We start from the raw sequence: 22,874 nt of genomic DNA, 5'->3' as shown, positions 1-22,874 counted from the left end.
TCCAGGCATCGACGCACTTGAACAAATCCCTGCCGCCGACCAGGCTTCCCGGCACACCCCGCACCTAGCGATGCGTTGTATACACCCTAATCGGAATAGATCAGCAAGCCCATGACCAGGCCGCTTCGGCGTTCATAACACCGCTGTGACCGGTCGGTAACAGCTGGCCACACCGAACATGCGAGCATCTCTGCCGATGTCGGTACCTCGATGGGAGCATGTGTTTTGACTGAGCTTCTGGACACGGTCAATGGCTATATCTGGAGCAATGGGCTGATCTACCTGTGCCTGGCGGCTGGCGTGTATTTCTCCGTCCGTTCCAGATTCGTCCAGGTCCGTCAGATTCCGGAGATGATCCGGCTGATGTTCTCCGGCGAGAAGTCTCCGTCGGGTGTGTCGTCGTTCCAGGCGTTGGCCATGTCATTGTCCGGCCGAGTCGGCACCGGCAACATCGCCGGTGTCGCCACCGCCATCGCCTTCGGCGGGCCAGGGGCGCTGTTCTGGATGTGGGCCGTGGCATTCCTCGGGGCCTCGACGTCCTTCGTCGAGTGCACCCTCGGCCAGATCTATAAGACGCGCGACCGTCGCACCGGTGAGTACCGCGGCGGGCCGGCGTACTACTTCAGCAAGGCGATGGCCCACACTCGTGCGGCTTCGCTGTTCAAGGCGTACGGATTCGTGTTCGCGGCGGTGACCGTGCTCGCCTGCGGCGTGCTGCTGCCCAGCGTGCAATCCAATTCGATGGCCTCGGCCATGCATCAGGCGTGGGGCGTCTCGCACTGGGTGGTGGCCGTCGGCACGGTCATCGTGCTGGCGTTCGTGATCATCGGCGGTGTCAAACGCATCGCGGCGTTCGCCGCGGTCGTGGTGCCGTTCATGGCGATCGTCTACATCGCGCTGGCGCTGGTCATCGTGGCGGTCAATGCCAGCGAGATCCCCGGCATCATGCGCATGATCGTCGCCAGCGCGTTCGGCGCGGACTCGGTGTTCGGTGCGATCATCGGATCGGCAGTCATGTGGGGTGTCAAGCGCGGGGTCTATTCGAACGAGGCAGGGCAGGGGACCGGGCCACACTCCGCGGCGGCCGCCGAGGTCTCTCATCCGGCCAAGCAGGGACTGGTGCAAGCCTTCGCGGTCTACGTCGACACCCTGTTCATCTGCACCGCGACCGGGTTCCTGATCTTGTCGACCGGCGCCTACCGGGTATTCGATGGCGAGACCGCCAGCGGCGCGGTGCTCGCCGACGGGGGCGCGCTGCCCGGGGATGCCACGGTCGGGCCGAGCTTCGCTCAGGTCGGCGTGGACACGTTGTGGAGTGGCTTCGGATCGACCTTCGTCGCTGTTTCGCTCGCGTTCTTCTGCCTGACCACGATCATCGCCTACTACTACATGGCCGAGACCAACCTGCAGTTCCTGCTCGGCAGGTACTCGCCGCTCCCGGTACCGATCGTCCGCGGCTCGATCGGCTCCAACTCCACCCTCGTGCTGCAGGCGCTGATCCTGATCTCCGTCGTGATGGGCGCGGTGTCGACCGCGACCGAGGCATGGACGCTCGGTGACATCGGCGTGGGATTGATGGCCTGGCTCAACATCATCGGCATCATCATTCTCCAGCAGCCCGCGTACAAGGCGCTGCGCGACTACGAACGCCAGAAGAGGGCGGGTGTGGACCCGGTGTTCGATCCGCTGGCGTTGCGCATTTTTGGAGCCACATTCTGGGAGACCTACGAGCCGACGACCGGCAAGGATCGCGTGCGGACCACGGTGTAGGGGGCCGGAGGTCATGCGGAGAAGCGCGGGTGCAAATGCGCTGCCGCCGATTGCAGAACCGCTCCCTACCTACTTCGTTGTGCGGCAATGGTATTCGTGCGGTGCACGGTGGAGAAGACGGATCAGGGCAGCTGTGCGGGGCGGCTGACGGTCGGGCGAAGGCCTGTGGCCCGGAGTTTCCGGGCCACAGGCTTTTGGGGTGTTGTCTCAGCCGAGGTCGCGGTGGTTGAACCGGTAGGTGCCGACTGCGATCAGGATGATCGAGGCGAGGACGGGCACGGTGATGCCGGTTGCGCCGAAGCCGTTCCGCAGTGGTTCGCTGTCGATGTAGTAGTGGAACGGCGACAGGTAGGCGGCCCAGTCGACGCCGATCTGGGCGGCGAAGGCGTGGGCGGCGTAGGCGCCGACGCCGACGACGGCGGTGATGGCGAACACGACGCCACGGTGGCCGAAGGCGGCGCCGATGGCGGTGGCCAGGGCGCCGAAGGTCACGGTCAGCAGGATCATGTTCAGGCACTGCGCGGCGAACTGGCCTGGCGTGACCATTGTCAGGTCGGCTCCGCCACGAATGGCGAGCATGGCCAGCCAGACGATCACGCCGATCCCCGCGGCGGCGAGGACGAATGCGGCGAAGCGCTGCAGGATCAGCGATGTCCGGGTGAGGGGGTGTGCCAGGAGCAGATCGAGGGTCCCGGATTCCTCGTCGGCGGCGGTGGCGCGGGCGCCGAACGCGGCTCCGAAGAACATGGCCAGTAGCGGCACGATCAGTCCGAAGACCGGACCACCGAGGTAGCCGGCGGCGGAGGTGAGGTCGGTCATGTTCAGGGCTTCGCGCAGACCCTCGGGCATGCTCTCGGTCTGGGCGGCACCGTTTTTCGCCATCTGGGGGTAGAAGCTGGCGTACAGGACCGCGGCCAGTGTGGTACCGGCGGTCCAGCCCAGGAGGCTGCGGCGGTTGTCGCGCAGGGTCTTGGTGAGCACGACGGCGCGGGCGGTGGTCACTGCGGATTCGATCTGCGGGGCGAGCGCGGTGGCGGTGGTCATGTCGGTGTCCTTGTCTGTGCAGCGTGGAATCGAACGGGGGAGTCAGGCGGCTGGCTGGGGTGCGGCCTCGGCGTCCGCGTAGTGGCTGTGGAAGATCTCGTCCAGGTGCGGTTCGGTGGTGTGCAGCGCAGTGACCGTGTGCCGGGCGGCGGCCTTGACGATCGCGTCGGGTGTGCCGGTCAGCCCGCCGCGCAAAGTGGTGCCTGCGGCGTCGAGCGTCGGATCCACCAGGCCTGGCAGGCCACGGAACTCGTCGATCGAGACCGGGGCGGCGAACCCGATTTCGATGCGGCGCGTGGCTCCGGCGCGGAGGTCGGCGACGGTGTCGAGGGCGACAAGGCGGCCGTCGCGCAGGATGCCGATGCGGTCGGCGACGGCTTCGACCTCGTCCATGATGTGGCTGGACATGAACACCGTCTGCCCGCCTGCGGCCGCTTCGGTGACCAGTTCCAGGAAGGTCTGCTGAACCAGCGGATCCAGCCCGGAGGTCGGCTCGTCGAGGATCAGGAGTTCGGGGCTGTGCATGAATGCCTGCACCAGCCCGACCTTCTGCCGGTTGCCTTTCGACAGACTCTTGATCGTCGCGGACTGGTCCAGGCCGAGCCGGGTGGCAAGATCGTCGATGCGGTGCTGCGGGACACCGCCGCGCAGATCACCCAGGAAACGCAGGCATTCGCACACCTTCTGCCGACCGTCGACGACGAAATCGCCTGCCAGGTAACCGATCCGGCGGCGCATCTGGACTCCGTCGCCGCGCGGGTCGAGCCCGAGCACGGTCGCGGTGCCGGAGGTGGGACGGATCAGGTCCAGCAGCAGCCGGATGGTGGTCGACTTGCCGGCACCGTTAGGTCCCAGGTACCCGAACACCTCGCCCGCGTGGACGTCGAGGGTCAAACCGGTCAGGCCGCGGCGGGCGCCGTAGGTCTTGGTGAGGTCGCGGATCTCGATGGCGTTGTTGCTCATGACTCACACACTAGCGAAGTTTCAGAGATTTGTGAAGAGTGTGAGATGTATGAGTTATTGGAGTTGTCTGTACTATTTGGTGCATGGACTCCAAGCAGCGACTTCGTGACGCGGCCGAGCGGCTCGCCCTGACTCTGGCGCAGGGCGGCATGCAGAAGACGACAGCGCGGGTGATGACCGCGTTGCTCTACACCGAGCAGGAGGCGATGACGGCGGCTGATCTGTGCGAGCAGTTGTCGATCAGCACCGGCGCGGTATCGACAGCGATCAAACAGTTGAGTCAGTCGGGGATGGTGGAGCGCGTACCGGCCCCGGGCAGCCGCCGCGAGCACTACCGGTTCCCGAAAGGGGTATGGGCCAACCTGTTCTCGCAGCAGAACGCCATGCTGAAGATCATGAAAGACGCCGCACAAGACGGCCTCGACGCCGTCGCCGACGACACCCCGACCGCCGCGCGGCTACACGAGATGCAGGACTTCTACGGCTACATGGAACAACAGATGCCCGCACTCATCGAACGCTGGCGCGAACAAACCCGGTACGACCCGGCACGGAGGTGACATTCCGTCGTCTGGGCAAGCGAAACCGGACCGCGCGAAGTCGCCGCAGGACGAACGACAACTGTCGTGCTATGGCGTGATCGGCAGCCGAATGACGAATCGTGCTCCGCCGCCTGGATGGTCGATGCACGTGACGGTGCCGTGGTGCGCGGCGACGGTCTCGGCGACCAAGGCGAGTCCGATGCCGGTGCCCGTCCCCGCGCGACGACCGGTCCGAGCGGTCACGAAGCGCTCGAAAATACGGGACCGGTCGGCTTCGGGAACGCCGGGCCCGGAATCGTCGACAGTGATCACCGCGTGGTCGTCGTCACGGTCGATGGCGACCGCTGTGACTCCGCCGCCGTGCCGGTCGGCGTTGTCGAGCAGATTCGCGATGGCGCGCTCGAGTTCGAGCTTGTGTCCTTGGACTGTCGCGTCCGCGAGCACGGTCAGCAGCTCGGGTGCGTACTTGCGTCCGGACAGCGTGTTGGTCAGAAGATCGCGCAACGACAGCGGCTCTTGTTCGGAACGGTGAATTCCAGCCTCCGCGCGGGCGAGGGCCAGCAGGTCGTCGAGCAGTCGGCGCAGATGCTCGAGTTCCTCGCTGACCAATCCCAATGCTCGACGCGGACGGTCCGGCAGTTCCTCGCGATGCCGTGCCATGACTCCGACGCTGGTGGTCAGGGTGGTCAGTGGTGTGCGCAACTCGTGTCCGATGTCGGCGACCAAACGTCTCTCCCGTTCGATGCGCTGCTGTAGCGAGTCGACCATGGCATTGAACGCCTCGACGGTTGTCGACAGGTCGCGATCACGGGTGTGTGGCAACCGCGAGTCCAGCTCGCCGGAAGCGATCCGCGCCGCGGTGCCCGCGACTTGGTGCAGCGGCTCGAGTGCGCGGCGACTGGCCCAAACCCCGAGTACGGCGCCGATGCTGGTTGCGATGACAGCACAGACGATCAAAAGTGTTTGCAGTGCCTGCAGCGTCGATCGCAGTTCGGTGAGTGGGGCGAATTCGTAAAGGGCGCCGTCCGCGCGGCGGGTAATCGGCAGTCCGGGAAGAATCAAAGGAGTCGGTGGCTTGCCGGTGGATCCTGTGAGCACAATCGAAAGATCTCCGTCAAGAAATCGAAATACTCCGGACACGTCGACGTCATAGCGCATTCATGACCTCGATCTGCGGCAGTTCATCGTTTCGACGCAAATGCGAACGAAACTCAGCTTCGCCCGCAAACGGGCTTCCCACCTCGAAAGCCGAGGTTGGTCGCTGGAACCTGATGAGGAAAACAATGAGCATGAACCGCACCGACGGTGCGCGTCGCGCGACCCGGTCGCTGGGCATGAGCGCGGCTGCCGCTGTCGCCATGGGCCTGTTCTCGACCGGTGCCGCCAACGCCGACACCTTCGTGCCGTTGCCGGACGGCCAGAAGGTGGGGCCTGGCGTGACGATCACCCGGAACGGAGAGCGGGCCCTGATTTCGCCGTCGTTGGCCGCCAACGGCGCCGGGCGCGTCGTCTGGGTTTCGGGCAACGCGATTGCCGATGTGGCTGTGACGCCCGAGGGCGAGGTCGGCCCGAACAACGGCCCGACCGGAAACCCGGGGACCAACAACTCTTCGACCCATGGTGCTTCGCAGTTGAGCACCGGTTACATCGTGGGTTGCCAGATCAGCATTGCCGATGACGCGATCTCCGCGGGTGTGTCGGGCAGTGTGAACCTCAATGGGGCGAGTGCTGGTGGTTCGATCGGTATCAACCTCGGTCCGGGCGAGGTGAAGTTCGTTCAGATCGATTACAAGGACATCCTGAAGCCGGGTGTGTACTCGGTGGAGTACCAGGATGCCGAGATTCAGATCCAGGGCTGCGCGGGTTACGCGCAGGCGCGTTCGTACACGGTTGTCGAGATCATCGGCGATCACTACTCGAAGACCACCCTCTACGGGATGCCGTTCAGCATCGGCTGACGCTGGTCGGACCTGTCAAATCTCTTTTCGCTGAAGCGAACTCGATCCTCTAGGGGTATTACCATCATGTTCGATCGCAAAATGCTGGCGCGCGCAGCAGGGCTGTGCGCGTCCGCGGCTATCACCGTAGGTCTGCTCTCGACAGGTGCGGCCAACGCCGACACCTTCGTCCCGCTGCCGGGCGGGGAACTCGTCAAGACTCTCTCCGACGGCACGGTCGTGACGGTCCGTCTGGTCGGGGAGTCGGCCACCATCAGCCCGTCCATGGGTTCGACGCCGCTGCACCGCAATGCGTGGGTGTCCGGTAGTGCGCAGGTCGAGCTGTCCGGCGCAAACGCCAAGGGCGGCAAGATCTATCCCGGCTACGTGGTCGGCTGCCAGGTCAACATCGCCGGTGGTGGTGTCGAGGGCGGTGTCGACGGCGAGGTCGACTGGAGCGACGAGAGCGGCAATGTGGGCGCCAACAGCGGTGGCGAGCTGTCGCTCGGCCCGGGTCAGGCCAGGTCGTTCTACGTGCTCGACATCGAGGAAGCCGACGACTACGGCAACGAAACGCATGAGAAGCGCAACAAGTTCAAGGGCTCCAGCGGCAGCGTCACCTGGGCCGACGAAACGATCGGCCTCGGCGGCTGCGCCGGCTACGCGCAAGCGCGCGCATTCGTCAAGGTAAAGGTCGAAACCTCCAACGTTCTGTCGACAGTGACCTTGTGGGGCCAGCCGTTCAGCATCGGCTGATCCAGTAAGGGGACAAGATGGGTCCGGCGCCGCTGCGCCGGACCCATCGACCATTTCCGAGCAGCATTGTTCTACTACCGCCCGCGCCTCCTCTGCGTCGCATCGACGCCTGGCCCATAGTTGCCGATGCGCGAAGAGCGAGCTCGAACGGCGCTTTCGCACCTGCTGGGTGCTGGCGAAAGCCCCGATCGCCGGGTTCGCCAAGACCAGGCTGACCCCACCGCTCGCACCACAGGACGGCGCTCGTAGAGGCCGGTGATGCGGTCGTTCTCGACCTGGAAGAGCCATGACACCTCGGCCGCTACATGCGTGTTGAAGCCCCCGGCTCGGCACTCGCCGGGCGCGGATCACCACAGGAAGGCCAATGCCTGGCGGGGTTCGATCCAGAGGGCTTCGGCAAGGGCGCAGAGGGTTCCGTCGGTGCGGGTCAGCGCCACGCCCACCGTATATTTCCGGCCGTCTCGGGAAATCGGCCAGCCATAGGAGAGGTAGGACTCACCGGCGCGGACGGGCTCGAGTTGGGTGGCGGTGAGGGCCGCGGTGACCGCGCCGGGACGCAGGTCGCGCAGCACCATCGCGGACCAGCCGCCTGGGCAATCCAAAGCGGCCCAGACGTTTTCGGTGGCGAGCAGGCCATCGGGTCCACCGAGGGATGGGTCGGGCGTCCAGGCGCAGACGACCATGTCGTGCGCGGGAACGGCCCAAGGTGACAGCCGCAGCCCGCGGCCGGGCGGGCAGGCGGCGCCGCAGCCGTAGCAGTGGCTCATCTTGCGCAGGACCTGCGCAGTGGCCGTCGCCGCACGCACTTGCGCCCAGGTGGGCGTGGGCGGTGGGCTGATCGTGACGACCGAAGGCGACGCTTCGGCGAGCACGGCACCGTCCTGATCGGTCAGCGTCGCACCGCCAGAGGTGTCGGAGGACAGCATGATCGGGGTGTCCACGGTGACCGCGCGCCGGAAGTCCACGCGCACTTCCGCCGCGCTGCTCGTGGAGGCGAGCAGTCCAGCCACGTACCCGCCGAACGCCACGCCCGGATAACCGCGCACATGCCCCGGCACGGTGAACGCATCGGTGCGAATCATCAGTAGCTCGACCTCTCCCGACCGGCGATCATGATCCGGTCACGTCAGACGATACCGCCGCACGCGTCCGTGCAGGTCAACGGCTCGGTGGAATTCCGCAATGCCGAGCGCTGTTGCGCCGAGCATGACGAAAGCCGGCATGAAGGTATTGATCGTGTACGCCCACCCGAGGCCGGACTCACTCACCGGTGCGCTGAAAGACGTTGCCGTGCAGCAGTTGCGGGCGGACGGGCACGAGGTGCGGATCACAGATCTCTACGCGATGGGCTGGAAGGCCGCAGCGAACACCGACGATTTCGGCGCTGTCGAGGAAAGCAATTTCATGCTCGCCTCCGGCGAGGCATATCACAACGGGACACTCAGCCCCGACATCCGCGCCGAGCAGGAGAAACTGCTCTGGGCAGACACTGTCGTGCTGCACTTCCCGCTGTGGTGGTTCGGTCTGCCCGCCATCCTGAAAGGCTGGGTAGATCGGGTCCTCACGTGCGGTTTCGCCTACGGGGCCGGAGGCAAGGCGATGCCGAGATATGGAGCGGGCGTGCTCGCGGGACGGCGGGCGATGCTCGTGGTCGGTATCGGAGGCAAGCGGCCATCGTATTCCGATCGCGGTATCAATGGGCCGGTCGAAGATCTGCTGTTCCCCATCCATCACGGCGTCCTGTACTACACCGGTATGGATGTGCTGCCGCCGTTCCTGGTGCACGACACGATCCGGCTCGCCTCCGAGCGTTTCGAGGAAGTCGCGGACGACCTGCGGCGCCGGATGTCGGAACTGCGGGCACTGGAGCCGATCCGATACCGCCCGCAGGGCGGAGGCGACTACGACCGCGGACTGCGCTTGGCGGCAGGCCGCGAGGCCGACGGCGCGACCGGGTTCGCGTTGCACGTGGCTTCCTGACCACGCGACGCGATCAGGGCAGCGGGATGGCCCCGCGCTGGGCCAGCAGCATCCCCATCATCCCGGCTTCCCGACCCTGCTCGTGGATCATCGCGCGGGCGAGCTCCTTGACCGGACCGGAGCGCAGCAGGCTGTCGGCGGCCTCGGCCATCGCGATACCGCCTTGATGGTGGCGGAACATCAACTGCAGGAAGAGGATTTCGGCTTGGCGGCCGCGCGCCGCCGCCAAGGTGTCGAGCTCAGCCGTGTTCGCCATCCCCGGCATAGCTCCCGGGCTCCCGGGCGATGCGGCGGGAACGGTGCCCGAATGATGATGTGCGGTGGGCGTCCACGCCATCGGACGCGAGGAGGTCGGCGCCGCGCCGGCCAGGCGTAACCAGCCGAGCATGGTGCCGATCTCCAGGCACTGCGTGCGGTCGAGTTGGTCGGCCAATCGGACGACCGCCGGATCGACGGCACGGTCGAGCCGCTGCACCATGACCAGCGCTTGCTGATGGTGGGCGGTCATGTCCTGGACGAAGCCGATCTCCACCGCGGTGAGAACCGGTGTCGCCGACGGTGTTTCCGGAAAAACGAGCGGTCGTAGCGCGGCGCCGAGCACGAGCAGCGCGAAGGCCACGGAAACCGCGGCCGCGGTTCGGGTCCACGGTGACATCGTCACGACCCCACGATCGACTGCTGGTCCGGCGGCGGCGAATACACGTCGTTGTCCAGCTGCAGCACCATGAATCCGTTGTCCGAGCAGGCGACGTAGAGTTGCGAGCCGCGCCATTCCGGCGGTGAGAAACACCAGTCCGTGGACACGTCGCCGAAGGCGAGACGGCCGGTGCGTGGCGTGCCGGCGTCGAGCGGGTTGAACTGTCCTTCCAGCACGGCGCGCACCGCGGGCGGCGTGCTCATCAAGGGCACGCCGATGATCGAGGCCAGCGCGTGCGGCGAGTTCCACAGGCTCAGGTTCTGTCCGGTGCGGGCGGGCGGGTTGTAGTAGGCGATCTCGCGGATGGCGAATGGATCGCGGATATCGAAGACCCGGATGCCGGAGGAGATCCATCCGCAGGCCAGGGCGGTCGGGTCGTCCTGCCGGTCGGCGGCGCAGTAGTGCGATTCGTACGCGAACGCGGAGCCGCCCATGGACGAGCCGATATTGCTGTCGACGTGCTGCGGCAGGTTGATCTCCAGCTTGATCTTGCCTGCCACCTCGGGCGCGGTCTCGTCGGAGATGTCGATGAGTTTGACCCCGCCGGAACCGCCCTCGTCGACGGTGTAGAGGTAGGGCTTGCCGTCGTAGCTGACCGGGACGCTGTGCTGGGTCGCCCAGCCGTCCGTCCAGAACACCCGACCGATGTGGTGCACCTGCGGATTCGGGTCGCGGCGCTGCACCGCGCTGATGTCGAGGACGGTGAATCCGCCGAGGGCGGAGATGTACATCCGGTTGCCGTCGGGGCTGATGCCGAACCCGTGCGCCTGGATGCCGGTCAATCCCTGCCAGATCACGCGCGGGTTGGCCGGATCGGCGAGATCGATCGCGCTGACGAAGCCGGGTACGACTCCCGACGCCCAATAGGTGTTGCCGTCCGGGGAGAAGCCGCCCTCGTGCGTGGTAATCGGCAGGGGCATCAGCATGTTCGTGCCCGGGCCCGGGTTGAGCAGCCGCGGGTGGGCGCAATCGGACACGTCGTACACCGACAGGTAACCCACACCCTCACCGACCGGGACGCCGGTGCCCACCAGGAGTTTGCGCGCGGTGTTGACCTTCAGGCTCTCCCAGGTGCCCGCGAGCATGGCGGGCTCGGTCAGCGTGACCGTGGGGCGCGGATGCGCGGGATCGGACACGTCCAGCACCTGGACGCCGCGTCCCTCGCTGATCAGGTTGCCGGGAAAGAACGAGCCGAGATAGGCGCAGTGCTCGAAACTGGTCGAGGTGATGCCTGCGCCGCGGCCCGCGTATCCACCGACGAACGACATATTGCACCGGTAGCCCTGGGTACTGCGCCCGCTGTCCCGGTCGGCCGCAGTGACGTCGCCCTGCAGGCCGTTCTCCGGTGCGGAGCCGGGTCCGCAGTCCGCGCGGGGGACCGAAGTCCGCCCGACGTCGAAGAATTCCTGGATGGCGCTCTGGATGTCGGATTGCGGATCAGCCGAGGCCATAACGGGCAACAGCATGGCCGTTACCATGCCGATAGTGAGCAGAGCCAGCGTTTTCGCGCGGCGGAGTCTGGCCATTGAGCGCATCGTCGCGTCCCCCCAACTTCGTCTTCGGAACTGGGCTGTCCGGTCTGACTGGGACAGTCACCGAACTGACTGAATGGTATTAATACTCGTTAACTTGAAGGAGGGTTTCGGCGAATCCCGCGCACGATTCGCGAAGATTTTCGCCGAAGTGGCGCCCGGGACGGCGTCAGTCCCGGTGGCCGGTGCCGCTTCGCTTGTCCAATGCCAGCAGTTCGTCGCAGGCGCCGAGGAAGGTCCGGCGCAGCTCGGCCGCGCGCTCGGCCAGTGCGGCCTGTGCGCGGACGTACTCCGCGCGGCCCGTGGGCGTCTCGATACGGACCGGCTCGTAGCCGAACTCGGACAGGTCGTAGGGGCTGGCGCGCATGTCGAGTTCGCGGGCGGCGCAGGCCATCTCGAAGCAGTCCAGCAGCAGCTCGGAGGAGATCAGCGGGACCAGCTTGCAGCCCCACTTGTACAAGTCCATGTTCGCGTGCAAGCAGCCGGGCTGTTCCCGGAGGAGCTGGTCGGCGCGCGTCAGCGGCTCGGCGTTGTGGCCGACGGCTTCCGGGGTGAAGAAGCGGTAGGCGTCGAAATGCGTGCAGCGCAAGGACATGGACTCGACCACCGCGTCGGTGCCAGCCCACCCCAGTCGCAACGGCACCTGCTGGTGACGGATGTCGTCGGTGCGGTACACCATCGCCCACTCGTGCAGCCCGAAGCAGGACAGCTGTGCGGGCCGGGACGCGGTGGCGCGCAACAGATTCGCGACGAACGCGAGGGTGTCGTGGCGTTTGGCCAGATACGCGGGGTCGGCGGCGAAGACATTGCCGGGCGCCGCATCGTCCGCCTGGCTGTCCATGATGACGCGGTGATATCCGCGAGCACCGTCGTACTCGGCCGCGCCCGCGAGCGCGATGCCGTACCCCGGGTGCCAGCGGCGCAGCTGTGCGGGTTTGTGACCGTAGTAGGTGAACAAGAAGTCGATCACCGGATGTGGTGAGCCTTGCGCGCGCCGTTCGAGATACGGCCCGACCAGACCATCGAGCCGGGCCCGGTGCGCCGCGGCGGCCGCCCGCCACCGCGCACCGGGCAATACCCGGACGGTCACGCCCGCACTCCGGAGCATCCATCGCCCGAACGCCGGGTCGTCATTCGATCACCCGGTGCGTGACGTCTCGGACGGTGCCGACGAACTCCTCCACCAAGTCCTCCAGAGCGACGATGCCGGTGGTGTTGCCCCGCTCGTCGACTACCCGGCCGAGGTGGCTGTTGGTGCGGCGCAGGCGGGCCAGCGCCTCGTAGAGCGCCGTGCCCATGCTCACGGTCGGCAACGGGCGGATATCGGTGCGCGGGATCGGCGTCGCGGGACCGGCGCTCTCGTCGGCGACCTTGTCGAGGACGTCTTTGACATGCAGGTAGCCGACCAGCGAGCCATCGCTCGCCCGCACCGGGTAGCGGGAGAACCCGGTTTCCGCGACGGCGGACTCGACGTCGCCGAGTGTCGTCCCGTTGCCGCGCAACGGAACCGACCGTGTCGCCTGCAGCGGCACCATCACGTCGGCGACTACGCGTTCGCTGGTGCCGAGCGCCTGGGTGAGCCGCCGGTGCTCTTCTTCGTCCAGTAGCCCCTCCGAGCGCGACTCGCCGATCATCTCGGCCAGCTCGACCATGGACACGGTCGCCTCGAGCTCGTCTTTCGGCTCGATCCGCAACAGCCGAAGCGACAGGTTGGCGGACAGGTTGTAGAGGGCGATGAGCGGCCGGGCCAGCCGCAGCCACACCAAGTGCACCGGAACCAGCAGCAGCGCACTGCGTTCCGGACCGGCCAGCGCGATGTTCTTCGGGATCATCTCGCCGAACAGGATGTGCAGGATCACCACGATGGTCAGCGCGACGGCGAACGCCACCGGGTGCAGCACCTGCTCGGGCAGGCCCACCAAGTCGAACGGGCCTTCCAGCAGATGCGCGACGGCGGGCTCGCCGACCCGCCCGAGCAGGATCGAGCAGATGGTGATGCCCAGCTGCGCGGCCGCGAGCATCATCGAGAGATTCTCGCCCGCCCGGATCACCGTGTTCGCATTGCGTTTGCCCTGCGCGGCCAGCGCTTCCAGTCGGTCGCGCCGGGCGGAGATGAGCGCGAACTCGGCGGCGACGAAGAAGGCGTTGCCGCCGAGCAGCACGATGGTGAGCAGCACGCCCAAGATGTCACCCATGGCTGTGCTCCCTCGTGGCGAGGGTGCCCGCGGCGACCGGGATCAGGCGCACCCGGTCGATGCGCCGTCCGTCCATCCGTTCCACCCGGGCGATCCAGCCGCCCGCGTCGGGATCGTCGATCGCGGACCACTGCTGCGAACGGGGATTCGGCAGCACGACTTCGTCGCCCGCCATCGGGATGCGGCCCAGCCTGGTCAGGACCAGGCCGCCCAGGGTCTCGTACTCGCCCTCGGGGGCGTCGTATCCGGTGGCCCGGGAAACCTCGTCGATGCGCAGCAGGCCCGAACAGTCCCAGCCGTCCGAGACGCGCCGCACGTCGCGCTCCTCCTCGTCGTGCTCGTCGCGGACGTCGCCGAGGATCTCCTCGATGATGTCCTCCATGGTGACCAGACCCGCGGTGCCGCCGTACTCGTCGACGACGAGGGCGACCTGCATGCCGTGGGAGCGGATGCGTTCGAGCAGCTCGTCGCCGTCCAGGCTGGCGGGCACGATCGGGACCGGACGGGCGAGCATGTGCAGGGGGAGCGTCCTGCGCACCGCGGCCGGATGCGTAAACGCCTGCTTGATGTGCACGAAGCCGAGCGTGTTGTCGAGGTCGCCATCGATCACCGGGAACCGGGAGTAGCCGGTGCGGCCGGCCGCGTCGATGAGATCGGCGATGGTGTCGTCCTTGTCCAGCGATTCGATCGTCACCCGTGGCGTCATCAGTTCCTCGGCGCTGCGCTCGCCGAACTGCAGCGAGCGATCCATCACCTGGGCGGTGCGCTGATCGAGGGCGCCGCGCAGGGCCGAGGTGCGGACCAGGGAGCCCAGTTCCTGCGGCGAGCGAGCCGAGCGCAACTCCTCGGCGGGTTCCACGCCCAGCCTGCGGACCACCCAGTTGGCGGTGCCGTTGAGGAAATGGATCATCCACTTGAACACCACCGAGAACGTGACCATCGGACCGGCCGTGGCGCGGGCGGTGGCCAGCGGCTTGGCGATGGCGATGTTCTTGGGCACCAGCTCGCCGTAGATCATCGACAGCGAAGTGGCCAGGATCAATGCCAGCGTGAGGGCGATGCCGTGCCCGGCCGCGTCGCCGAGTCCGATCCCGGTGAAAACCGGCTTCAGCAGCTTGGCCAGCACCGGTTCGGCGATGTAACCGGTGACCAGCGTGGTGATGGTGATGCCGAGCTGGGCGCCGGACAACTGGAACGACAGCGTGCGGTGCGCCTTGCGGACCATCCTGGCGCGGACGTCACCGGTGCGGGCGTGCGCCTCGACGGTGCTGCGTTCCAGCGCGGTGAGGGAGAACTCGGCGGCGACGAACAGGGCGGTGCCGACCGTCAGAGCGATGAATCCGATCAGGCTGAGCGCGGTGAGCGCGACGGACATCGTCAGCACCACCTGATCGGTGCCGGGAAGCGGCCTGTGCGGAATGGGACTACTGCGGGGTGGAGGACGCCGGGTTTGTCACCCGGCTCGGTAGAGGAGCCCTCCTGTGCGGCGCCCTCGGACGCGGGTGACAACTGGATCCTTTCGCGAAGTTGTGGTGCCGGTATCCGGCAACCACTATGCTACCGGCCCACGCATCGGGTCGCGTGGGCCGGTGTCGCTCGGATACGCGTGTCGGGAAAGCAGCACACCGCGACGTTCCCTGGGTGGCGCTGCCGCCGTCGACGGTGCGCTGGCTCCGCGCTCACCAACCGCTCGGCAGCGGGCGTCCTTCGGCGAATCCGGCGGCCGACTGCACGCCGAGCACGGCTCGGTCGTGGAACTCGGTGAGCGTACGCGCGCCGGCGTAGGTGCAGGCGCTGCGGACGCCGGAGCAGATGTGGTCGATGAGGTCTTCGACGCCGGGCCGCTCGGGATCCAGCCGCATCCGGGAACTGGAGATGCCCTCCTCGAACAATGCCTTACGCGCGCGGTCGAATTCGCTGTCGGAGGCGGTGCGCGCGGCGACGGCCCGCTTGGACGCCATGCCGAAGCTCTCCTTATAGGCGTTGCCGTCGCGGTCGACACGCAGGTCGCCCGGGGATTCGTAGGTGCCGGCGAACCAGGAGCCGATCATCACGTTGGACGCCCCCGCGGCCAAGGCGAGCGCGACGTCGCGGGGATGGCGCACGCCGCCGTCGGCCCAGATGTGCACGCCGAGTTCCTCGGCGGCGGCGGCGCATTCGGCCACCGCGGAGAACTGCGGACGGCCGACGCCGGTCATCATGCGCGTGGTGCACATGGCGCCGGGGCCGACACCGACCTTGACGATGTCCGCGCCCGCCTCGGCCAGATCCCTGGTGCCCTGGGCGGAGACCACATTGCCCGCCACCAGCGGGACGCCGAGACCGAGATCGCGCACCGCGGCGAGGGTTTCGAGCATCTTGGCCTGGTGGCCGTGCGCGGTGTCGATGACCAGCAGGTCGGCGCCGGAATCGACCAGGGACTTGGCCTTGGCGGCCACGTCGCCGTTGATGCCGACCGCGGCCGCGACGCGCAGCTTGCCCGCGGCATCGACGGCGGGCTGGTAGATACCTGCGCGCAGCGCGCCGGTGCGGGTCAGCACCCCGGCGAGGGTGCCGTCCTCGGCGGTGAGCACGGCGAAGTCGGCGTGCTCGGCGTGCATCAGGTCGAACAGGTCGCGCGGGGTGGTGCTGGCCGGTGCCCGCACGAAATCGGTGACCGCGACCTCGCGCAACCGCGCGAAACGGTCGACATCGGCGCAGGCCGCCTCGGTGACCACGCCGACGGGACGCCCGCCGTCGACCACGACGACGGCGCCGTGCGCGCGCTTGTGCATGAGCGCGACGGCCTCGGAGACCGAGCGGTCGGGGTCGAGGGTGACCGGGGTGTCGGCGGTGAGTGAGCGGCTCTTGACGAACGCGATGGTGTCGGCGGCCGCGGTGATCGGCAGGTCCTGCGGGAGTACGACGAGGCCGCCGCGGCGGGCCACGGTCTCGGCCATTCTGCGCCCGGCGACGGCGGTCATGTTGGCGACGACGATCGGGATGGTGGTGCCGGACCCGTCGGCCGTCGAAAGATCGACGTCGAAACGTGACGCGACGTCCGTCCGGTTCGGGACCAGGAAGATGTCGTCGTAGGTCAGGTCGTACGGCGGCTGATGACCGGGGAGAAAGCGCACTTGACCGATGATAACCGGGAGCCGCCTCGCGCGGGCCGTCGTCAGCTGCCCGGCGCCGCGGGTCCATCCGGTTCGCGTACGTCGTCCTGCCCTCCGCCGGTGCAGCGGAAACCGATCCACTTGCGCCGCATCGTGACCGAGCGGCTCGAGGCCGCCGATGTGGACCACCGCCCTCCAGCGCGATCACCAGCTCGCCGATCTGCCCCTCGGTGCGGCGAACCGCCCAACGACTAGGCCTGATCGGTCGAGGGTGACGGCCGACAGTGGCAGCGGGCATAAGCGGCGGGTGGACCGGCGAATTGGGCACGACTGCAATCCGGGAAGTCATCGCCATCCGGTTCGGTGCATTCACGAGCCGGATGATGGCTTGGCCAACCGCAACACGGCTTAATGATGACCAAGATCCAGCGCCGCGGTGGCTCGTCCAACAGCAGTGTTCTGGGCCAGCACCCGGGCCAGCGCGATGCGGGCGCGCTCACCACCCCAGAGCGTCGGAAAGGACCGGGCGAGGCTGCGCTAGGCCGACGGTGCCGGGTCGACGGCGACCGCCTGTGAGCGGGAGAGGGTGATGGTGGTGGCGCACATGACGAGGACCGCGATTCCGGTGATGACGAGGCCAACAGTGGTGGTGCGCAGCCTTTCGTCCAGCACGGTGATACCGATGAAGACGGCGGCCAGCGGTTCGGCGATCGTCACCGCGGGCAGCGACGCGGCCAGCTCGCCGGACTGGAAGGCACGCTGCTGGAGGTAGACGCCGGTGACCCCCGCCGCGATCAGCGCCCAGGTCTGCCAACTGCCCAGCACTTGGCCGAGGCCGTGCTCGAACAGGTCGGTGACGTGGGCGGTGAGCGCAGCGGCCAGTCCGTACAGCGAGCCGCTTGCCGCGCCGAGGAGCATCGCGCGCCACCCCGGAGTGGTCGCGGCGATGCCGCCTGCGGTTGCGGCGGCGATCAGGCCGAGCAGGATGCCCAGCGGTAGCAGCCAATCCCGTAGTGGCGCATCCGCATCGCCCGCGTCCGGATTACCGACGAGCAGAAAGCAGGCCAGCGCCGCGGTGAGCGCCAGCGCGGCCGCCCAGGTGCCGGGTGTGACACGGCGGTCGTTGAGTCGTGCCGACAGCGGCAGCGCGAAGACCAGCGCACTCACCAGGATCGGCTGCACAAGCAGCACGGCGCCCAGCGCGAGCGCCGCGACCTGCATGGCGTATCCCCCTGTGTCGCCCACGACGCCCGCCCACCAGCGCGGACTGCGCAGCAGGGAGCGAACCAGGGATTCCCCCTCCGGCACGGCGGCCGCCGCCCGCTGCTGCGCGACCGCGCCGAGCGCGAACAGCAGCGCGGCAAGCAAGGCGCAGAGGACGGCCGCCGCTACATGTGTCACGACCGATCAGTGTGCTCCGCGATTGCTACGAGGTGTCGGCTGCTGGGATCGCACGGCGCGTCGCCGTGTTCGCGATGCCGTGTCACCGTAGGCCGTCGGCGCCGTCCCGAGGCTCCAGCGGGCGTCTTGTCGTAGTGACTCGACGGTGTCGTCGTGCCTGGGCCGCGGCTATTGGCGTCGGTCGACGTTCGGTGCCGCCTTGTGGTTGCGGCGAGTCGTCTTCCCAGAGCGACCCGATGATGTCGCAGCACTCGTGCCGTGGCCGCCGGCTGCGGTGGGTTCTCCGCGCCGTGCCGGTTGCCGCGGGGACTTGTGTGTTTCCGGCGCAGGCGTCGTCCCACGGCGACCACCGGACTGTGTCGCTGCACTCGTGCCACGGCCGCTGACCACGGCCGGTTCTCCGCGCCGTCCCGGCTTCCGTCGTGCGGACTTCGGCGCTCCCGTTGTGGGCGTCTTCCCGGAGCGACCCGACTGTGTCGCCGCGCTCGTGCCGTGGCCGCCGGCTGCGCTCGGTTCTCCGCGCCGTCCCGGTTTCCTGCGCGGGGGCTTCGCCGTGTCCGTGGCCGGCGTCGACGCGGGTGCGGTGGGCGCGGCAACCGGAACGCCGGACGGGCGGCGCGCGCCGGTGATCGTGATCAGGGTGCGGTCGCCGGGACGAACGTCGACCCCGTCTACCTCGACTCCGGCCTTGCGTGCCATCGTCTCGACTTCACGGCGCTCGTCGTCCATCACCAGCGTGACGACCACGCCGTCCTCGCCCGCGCGGGCGGTGCGCCCGGCGCGGTGCAGGTAGGCCTTCGGCTCGGCGGGCGGATCGACGTGCACGACGAGGGAGATCCCGTCGACGTGGATGCCGCGCGCGGCGACGTCGGTGGTGACCAGTACCGGCACCGAGCCGTCGGCGAACGCGGCGAGGGTGCGGGTCCGGTTGTTCTGCGCCTTGCCGCCGTGCAGCGCGCCCGCGGCGATGCCCGCGCCGCGCAGCTGTTTGGCGAGCCGGTCGGCGCCGTGCTTGGTGCGGACGAACATGATGGTCAGCCCGTCGCGTGCGGCGATCTCGGTGGCGACCGCTCGTTTGGCCACCTTGTCCCGCACATACAGCAGGTGGTGCGACATCGTGGCGACCGACGCCGACGGCGGCGCGGTGGAGTGCGTGACCGGCGCGCGCAGGTAGCGCTTGACCAGCTTGTCCACCTCGCCGTCCAGGGTGGCGGAGAACAGCAGGCGCTGACCGTCGCGCGGTGTGCGATCCAGCAGCTTGGTCACCTGCGGCAGAAAGCCCATGTCGGCCATGTGGTCGGCCTCGTCCAGCGCGGTGATCAGCACATCGGACAGGTCGGCGGAGCCTTGCGCGATCAGGTCGGCGAGCCGTCCTGGCGTGGCGATGAGCAGGTCGACGCCGCGGGCGAGCCGGTCGGCTTGGCGTTTGATCGGTGCGCCGCCGACCACCGAGGCCACGCGCAGGCCGAGCGCGAGCGCCGGTTCGTCGAGCGCCCGCTCGATCTGTGCGGCCAGTTCGCGGGTCGGTACCAGCACGAGTCCGCGCGGTCTGCGCGGCTTGGCCGGCGCGCCCGCCAGGCGGGCGAGCATCGGGAGGCCGAAGGCAAGGGTCTTGCCGGAACCGGTCGGGCCCCGGCCGAGCACGTCCTTGGCGGCCAAGACGTCCGGCAAAGTGGCGGCCTGGATCGGGAACGGCGTCTCGATGCCGTCGCGTCGCAGTGCCTGCACGAGCACGGCGGGCAGGCCCAGGTCCGCGAAGGTCACGGTGGGCGCCGCGGCGACGGTGGTCGAGGGGGTCACGAGGTGGGGGTGCCTTTCGTCGCACAGCGCGTTCCGACGCGGAACGTGCTGTTCGGTGGGATCGAGAGCGGTGCACGATGCGGTTCACCGCGCTGCGGCGCGGCGATGACGCGCCAGGAGCCGAGAGAGGTGCGGCCGACCGGGAGGCCGGGCCGAGTGTCCAGGATACGGCCGGGTGTCAGCCGTGGAACAGCCGACTCAGTTCCACGAGCCAGGGGACGGCTACGGCCAGCGTCGGCACCACCAGGATAGCGGCGGAGCCGAGATAGGCGGCGGTGGCGATGCGCACGTCGCCGATCCGCTCGCTGAGCCGCTGGATGCGGATGAGCGTGGTGGGTCCGCCCGCGGCGAGCGCGCCTTGCGGCGCGGTGGACTTCGCGCACGCGACGAGGGCGCGGGCCAGCGGCTTGGGACCGGTGACCTTGACGGCGGAATCGTCGGCGAGCAGTTCGATGAGCAGTTTCACCGAGCCGAGCGCCGCCTTGCTGCGCACCACGCGGGGGAACGCCTCGTGCACGGCGGTGAACGCCTCCAGCACCAGATCGTGCCTGGCGCGCAGGTGTGAACGCTCATGGCTGACGATGGCGGTGATCTCGGCGTCGGGGAGTTTGGTCAGGGTGCCTTCGCTGAGCACGACGCGCTGGCGCAGACCGGGCAGGCAGTAGGCGATCGGCTCGGTGGCGGCCAGCACCCGGATGTCGGCCGCTCGCCGCTGCGGACCGCTCTGGTCGAGCAGGTCGACGAGCATCCGGTGGCGTGCCCGCCGCCTGCGGGTGTGCACCCCGACCCGGATGATCGCGTAGATGAGTCGCGCGCCGATCAACAGCGTGAGCGCGAACACGAACACGTACGCAGACCACAGCGGCAGCCCGAGGGCGTCGATCTCGCGCGTCGGCGAGGTGGTGGGGCGACCGTCCGCGCCGGGCACGAGCAGCTCGGCGGCGATGGCCAATCCGGAGCCGAACGCGCTGAGCACGGCGGCGAGCGCGATGGCCTGCCAGAGCACGAGCGCTGCGCGGGGCGTCCGGTAGGTCCAGGTCGCCCGGCTGAGCAAGGCCGGGGCAGGCCCCGCGAGAAGCAATGCGAGTCCGGCGAAGACCGGCGCGGTTGCGTTCATCGTCTCAGCTCACTGCGTTGTGGGGCCAGGGCGCCCGAGGAGTTTACTGCGGCGGCGGTGCCGAGTCCTCCTCGGTTGCTTCGAGCTTAGCGAGTGCTTCGCGCAATGCGGCAGCCTCGTCCTTGCCGACCTGCTCCACGAAGTGCACCAGTGCGGCGGCGCGACTGCCCGCCGCGTCGGCCTGTTGCAGCGCGTCGACCATCAGACTGGCCACCAGTTCGTCGCGGGTGTGCACCGGCGCATAACGGTGCGCGCGGTCGTCGCGCCGCTGGACCACCAGGTTCTTCTTCGCCAGGCGTTGCAGCACGGTCATCACCGTGGTGTACGCGAGCTCACGGCGTGCGGCGAGCGCCTCGTGCACCTGCCGCACCGTCTGTGGTTCGTCGGCCGACCACAACTGGTCCATGACCGCTTTCTCGAGTTCACCAAGACCTGCCATTCCACAATCTTAGGTACTCAACGACGAGGATGCGTACTACAGGGTGTCGTAACTATGGAGTAGCTGGTGTGGTATTTCTCATAGCCGCGGACTCGGCGCCGGGGCCTGCGGTCCGCCCGCCTTGCCGCGCACATGCCTGGCGCCGATCGGCACGATCATCGGCCGGCCCGACACCGGGTCCTCGAGTACGGCGGCGTCCAGCTCGAACACCTCGCGCAGCAGTTCGACGGACATCACCTCGGCCGGGGGACCGCTGGCGACGACGCGCCCGTCGTGCATGACCACCAGCTGATCGCTGTAGCGGATCGCGAGGTTCAGATCGTGCAGCACCATGACGACGGTGCGTCCCAGATCCGCGTGCAGCCGGTCGACCAGGTCGAGCACCTCGATCGAATGCGCCAGATCGAGGTAGGTGGTCGGCTCGTCGAGCAGGAGGATGTCGGTGCCCTGGGCCAGCGCCATGGAGATCCAGGCACGCTGGCGCTGTCCGCCGGACAGTTCGTCCAGCGTGCGGTCGGCCAGGTCGGCGATTCCGGTCTGCTCCAGCGCGGTCGTCACCTCGGTTTCGTCGGCGGCCGACCACTGCCGGAACCAGGACTGGTGCGGGTGGCGTCCGCGTGCGACGAGATCGGCGACGGTGAGTCCCTCCGGGGCGACAGGCGATTGAGGAAGGACGCCGATGACGCGGGCCACATCCTTGGTCCGCATCGTCGAAATGGCCTTGCCGTCCAACAGGACTCGGCCTTCCCGTGGCCGAAGCAGACGGCCGAGCGAACGCAGCAGCGTGGACTTTCCACAGCCGTTCGGCCCGATCACCGTGGTGATCACACCCGGTGCGATGTCGAGGCTCAGACCGTCGACGATTACCCGTTCGCCGTAGCCGAGGGTGACGCCGTCCGCGCCGAGCCGGTGCTCCGGTGCGCCGGCCCGCGCCGAGGTGTCGGGGGTGGTGTCCGCGATCGTCATGACAGCGTGGCCTTCCGGTTCATACGCACGAGCAGATACAGCAGGAACGGACCGCCGAACGCCGCGGTCACGACACCGACCGGCAGATCGGCCGGGAACAGCGTGCGCGACGCGACATCCGCGCCGATCACCAGGATCGCGCCGACCAGGGCCGCGCCGACGAGCGGTTCGCCGGGGGTGCGCAAGAGGCGGCGGGCGATCTGCGGCGCGGTGAGGGCGACGAAGCCGACCGGCCCGGCGGCAGCCGTGGCGAGGGACGCCGCGACCACCGCCGCGCCGATCAGCACCGCCTGCTGAGTCTGGATTCGCACACCGAGCGCACGCGTGGTCTCCGCACCGAGGCGCAGGGCGGCGAGCGTACGAGCGGACCCGAGGGCTAAGACGGCGACAACGGCTACCGCGATGGCCGTCGGCGCCAGATTCGCTGCGTCGGCCGAGTTCAGTGATCCGTTCAGCCACAGCTGCGCGCGCTGGGCGTCGGCCAGCGTGGCGCGGGTCAGCAGCGAGCTGATGGCCGCGAGCAGCAGTGCGTTCACGCCGACGCCGATCAGCACCAGCCGCAACCCGGTGGCGCCGTGTGCGCCGGTGCGGTCGCGCCCCCAGGCGAGCAGATAGATGGCCACCGCGGTGAGCAGGCCGC

21 protein-coding genes and 1 pseudogene are annotated in these 22,874 nt (G+C 68.3%); 5 read left to right on the top strand and 17 right to left on the bottom strand.

What is annotated here, in order from left to right:
• Positions 1-225: 225 nt before the first annotated feature.
• Entirely contained in the window at positions 226-1,770 is a 1,545-nt protein-coding gene (locus NA4_RS26930) for an alanine/glycine:cation symporter family protein (RefSeq protein WP_067475895.1), read from the top strand.
• A gap of 207 nt (positions 1,771-1,977) precedes the next feature.
• Here NA4_RS26930 and NA4_RS26925 read toward each other — a convergent pair whose 3' ends face one another.
• Both NA4_RS26925 and NA4_RS26920 read right to left on the bottom strand, forming a co-directional pair.
• The gene (locus NA4_RS26925; RefSeq protein WP_084497471.1) at positions 1,978-2,814 is read right to left on the bottom strand and encodes an ABC transporter permease subunit; all 837 of its coding nucleotides are present in this window, start codon (positions 2,812-2,814) and stop codon (positions 1,978-1,980) included.
• Positions 2,815-2,856: 42 nt separating this feature from the next.
• Positions 2,857-3,777, bottom strand: coding sequence for an ABC transporter ATP-binding protein (locus NA4_RS26920; RefSeq protein ID WP_067475892.1), 921 nt, complete (start codon positions 3,775-3,777; stop codon positions 2,857-2,859).
• Positions 3,778-3,860: 83 nt separating this feature from the next.
• Between NA4_RS26920 and NA4_RS26915 the strand changes: the two genes are divergently transcribed.
• Entirely contained in the window at positions 3,861-4,337 is a 477-nt protein-coding gene (locus NA4_RS26915; RefSeq protein WP_067475889.1) for a GbsR/MarR family transcriptional regulator, read from the top strand.
• 69 nt (positions 4,338-4,406) lie between these two features.
• Here the strand turns inward: NA4_RS26915 and NA4_RS26910 are convergent, their stop codons facing one another.
• Positions 4,407-5,417, bottom strand: coding sequence for a HAMP domain-containing sensor histidine kinase (locus tag NA4_RS26910; RefSeq protein WP_067475886.1), 1,011 nt, complete (start codon positions 5,415-5,417; stop codon positions 4,407-4,409).
• A 185-nt stretch (positions 5,418-5,602) separates the two neighbouring features.
• Between NA4_RS26910 and NA4_RS26905 the strand changes: the two genes are divergently transcribed.
• Both NA4_RS26905 and NA4_RS26900 read left to right on the top strand, forming a co-directional pair.
• A complete protein-coding gene (locus NA4_RS26905) occupies positions 5,603-6,277 on the top strand; it encodes an MspA family porin (RefSeq protein ID WP_067475883.1) in 675 nt (224 codons plus the stop codon).
• 66 nt (positions 6,278-6,343) lie between these two features.
• On the top strand, positions 6,344-7,012 hold the full coding sequence (locus tag NA4_RS26900) for an MspA family porin (protein WP_067475880.1): 669 nt from the start codon (positions 6,344-6,346) through the stop codon (positions 7,010-7,012).
• Positions 7,013-7,359: 347 nt separating this feature from the next.
• On the opposite strand, the gene NA4_RS26895 is transcribed toward NA4_RS26900, so the two are convergent.
• Positions 7,360-8,094, bottom strand: a complete 735-nt coding sequence (locus tag NA4_RS26895) for a PaaI family thioesterase (protein WP_067475877.1) — start codon at positions 8,092-8,094, stop codon at positions 7,360-7,362.
• 139 nt (positions 8,095-8,233) lie between these two features.
• Here NA4_RS26895 and NA4_RS26890 point away from each other — a divergent pair, with 139 nt between their 5' ends.
• Positions 8,234-8,992, top strand: coding sequence for an NAD(P)H-dependent oxidoreductase (locus NA4_RS26890; protein WP_067475918.1), 759 nt, complete (start codon positions 8,234-8,236; stop codon positions 8,990-8,992).
• 13 nt (positions 8,993-9,005) lie between these two features.
• On the opposite strand, the gene NA4_RS26885 is transcribed toward NA4_RS26890, so the two are convergent.
• The 13 genes and pseudogenes from NA4_RS26885 to NA4_RS26830 all read right to left on the bottom strand — a co-directional run.
• Positions 9,006-9,647 carry a DUF305 domain-containing protein gene (locus tag NA4_RS26885; protein ID WP_067475874.1) on the bottom strand — a complete coding sequence of 214 codons (642 nt, stop codon included), beginning with the start codon at positions 9,645-9,647 and terminating at the stop codon, positions 9,006-9,008.
• A gap of 2 nt (positions 9,648-9,649) precedes the next feature.
• On the bottom strand, positions 9,650-11,224 hold the full coding sequence (locus tag NA4_RS26880; protein WP_067475871.1) for an LVIVD repeat-containing protein: 1,575 nt from the start codon (positions 11,222-11,224) through the stop codon (positions 9,650-9,652).
• A gap of 166 nt (positions 11,225-11,390) precedes the next feature.
• Positions 11,391-12,329 (bottom strand): 3-methyladenine DNA glycosylase, encoded by a 939-nt coding sequence (locus NA4_RS26875; protein ID WP_157129324.1) that lies wholly within the window; start codon positions 12,327-12,329, stop codon positions 11,391-11,393.
• A 22-nt stretch (positions 12,330-12,351) separates the two neighbouring features.
• Positions 12,352-13,416 (bottom strand): hemolysin family protein, encoded by a 1,065-nt coding sequence (locus NA4_RS26870; RefSeq protein WP_067475868.1) that lies wholly within the window; start codon positions 13,414-13,416, stop codon positions 12,352-12,354.
• Positions 13,409-14,791: a hemolysin family protein gene (locus NA4_RS26865; RefSeq protein ID WP_067475912.1), complete on the bottom strand. Its 1,383-nt coding sequence runs from the start codon at positions 14,789-14,791 to the stop codon at positions 13,409-13,411. Before NA4_RS26865 ends, NA4_RS26870 begins: the two co-directional genes overlap by 8 nt.
• A gap of 304 nt (positions 14,792-15,095) precedes the next feature.
• Positions 15,096-16,532, bottom strand: coding sequence for a GuaB1 family IMP dehydrogenase-related protein (locus tag NA4_RS26860; RefSeq protein WP_067475909.1), 1,437 nt, complete (start codon positions 16,530-16,532; stop codon positions 15,096-15,098).
• Positions 16,533-16,925: 393 nt separating this feature from the next.
• A pseudogene (locus NA4_RS42845) lies at positions 16,926-17,036 on the bottom strand (hemin ABC transporter ATP-binding protein); the annotation flags it as partial.
• Positions 17,037-17,048: 12 nt separating this feature from the next.
• On the bottom strand, positions 17,049-17,912 hold the full coding sequence (locus NA4_RS26855) for a DMT family transporter (protein ID WP_067475866.1): 864 nt from the start codon (positions 17,910-17,912) through the stop codon (positions 17,049-17,051).
• Positions 17,913-18,080: 168 nt separating this feature from the next.
• Positions 18,081-19,676: a DEAD/DEAH box helicase gene (locus NA4_RS26850; RefSeq protein ID WP_373862840.1), complete on the bottom strand. Its 1,596-nt coding sequence runs from the start codon at positions 19,674-19,676 to the stop codon at positions 18,081-18,083.
• 214 nt (positions 19,677-19,890) lie between these two features.
• Positions 19,891-20,829, bottom strand: coding sequence for a M56 family metallopeptidase (locus tag NA4_RS26845; protein WP_067475863.1), 939 nt, complete (start codon positions 20,827-20,829; stop codon positions 19,891-19,893).
• 43 nt (positions 20,830-20,872) lie between these two features.
• On the bottom strand, positions 20,873-21,268 hold the full coding sequence (locus tag NA4_RS26840; protein ID WP_067475860.1) for a BlaI/MecI/CopY family transcriptional regulator: 396 nt from the start codon (positions 21,266-21,268) through the stop codon (positions 20,873-20,875).
• A gap of 78 nt (positions 21,269-21,346) precedes the next feature.
• Positions 21,347-22,234 carry an ABC transporter ATP-binding protein gene (locus tag NA4_RS26835; RefSeq protein ID WP_067475857.1) on the bottom strand — a complete coding sequence of 296 codons (888 nt, stop codon included), beginning with the start codon at positions 22,232-22,234 and terminating at the stop codon, positions 21,347-21,349.
• Positions 22,231-22,874, bottom strand: a 644-nt coding sequence (locus tag NA4_RS26830) for an iron chelate uptake ABC transporter family permease subunit (protein ID WP_157129323.1), incomplete at its 5' end; no start/stop codon positions are given. The genes NA4_RS26835 and NA4_RS26830, both read right to left, overlap by 4 nt.

The organism is Nocardia amamiensis NBRC 102102 (genome assembly GCF_001612745.1).
GTDB lineage: Bacteria > Actinomycetota > Actinomycetes > Mycobacteriales > Mycobacteriaceae > Nocardia > Nocardia amamiensis.
The sequence above is the reverse complement of the archived record's forward strand: the minus strand, read 5'-3'. Positions and strand labels throughout refer to the sequence as shown.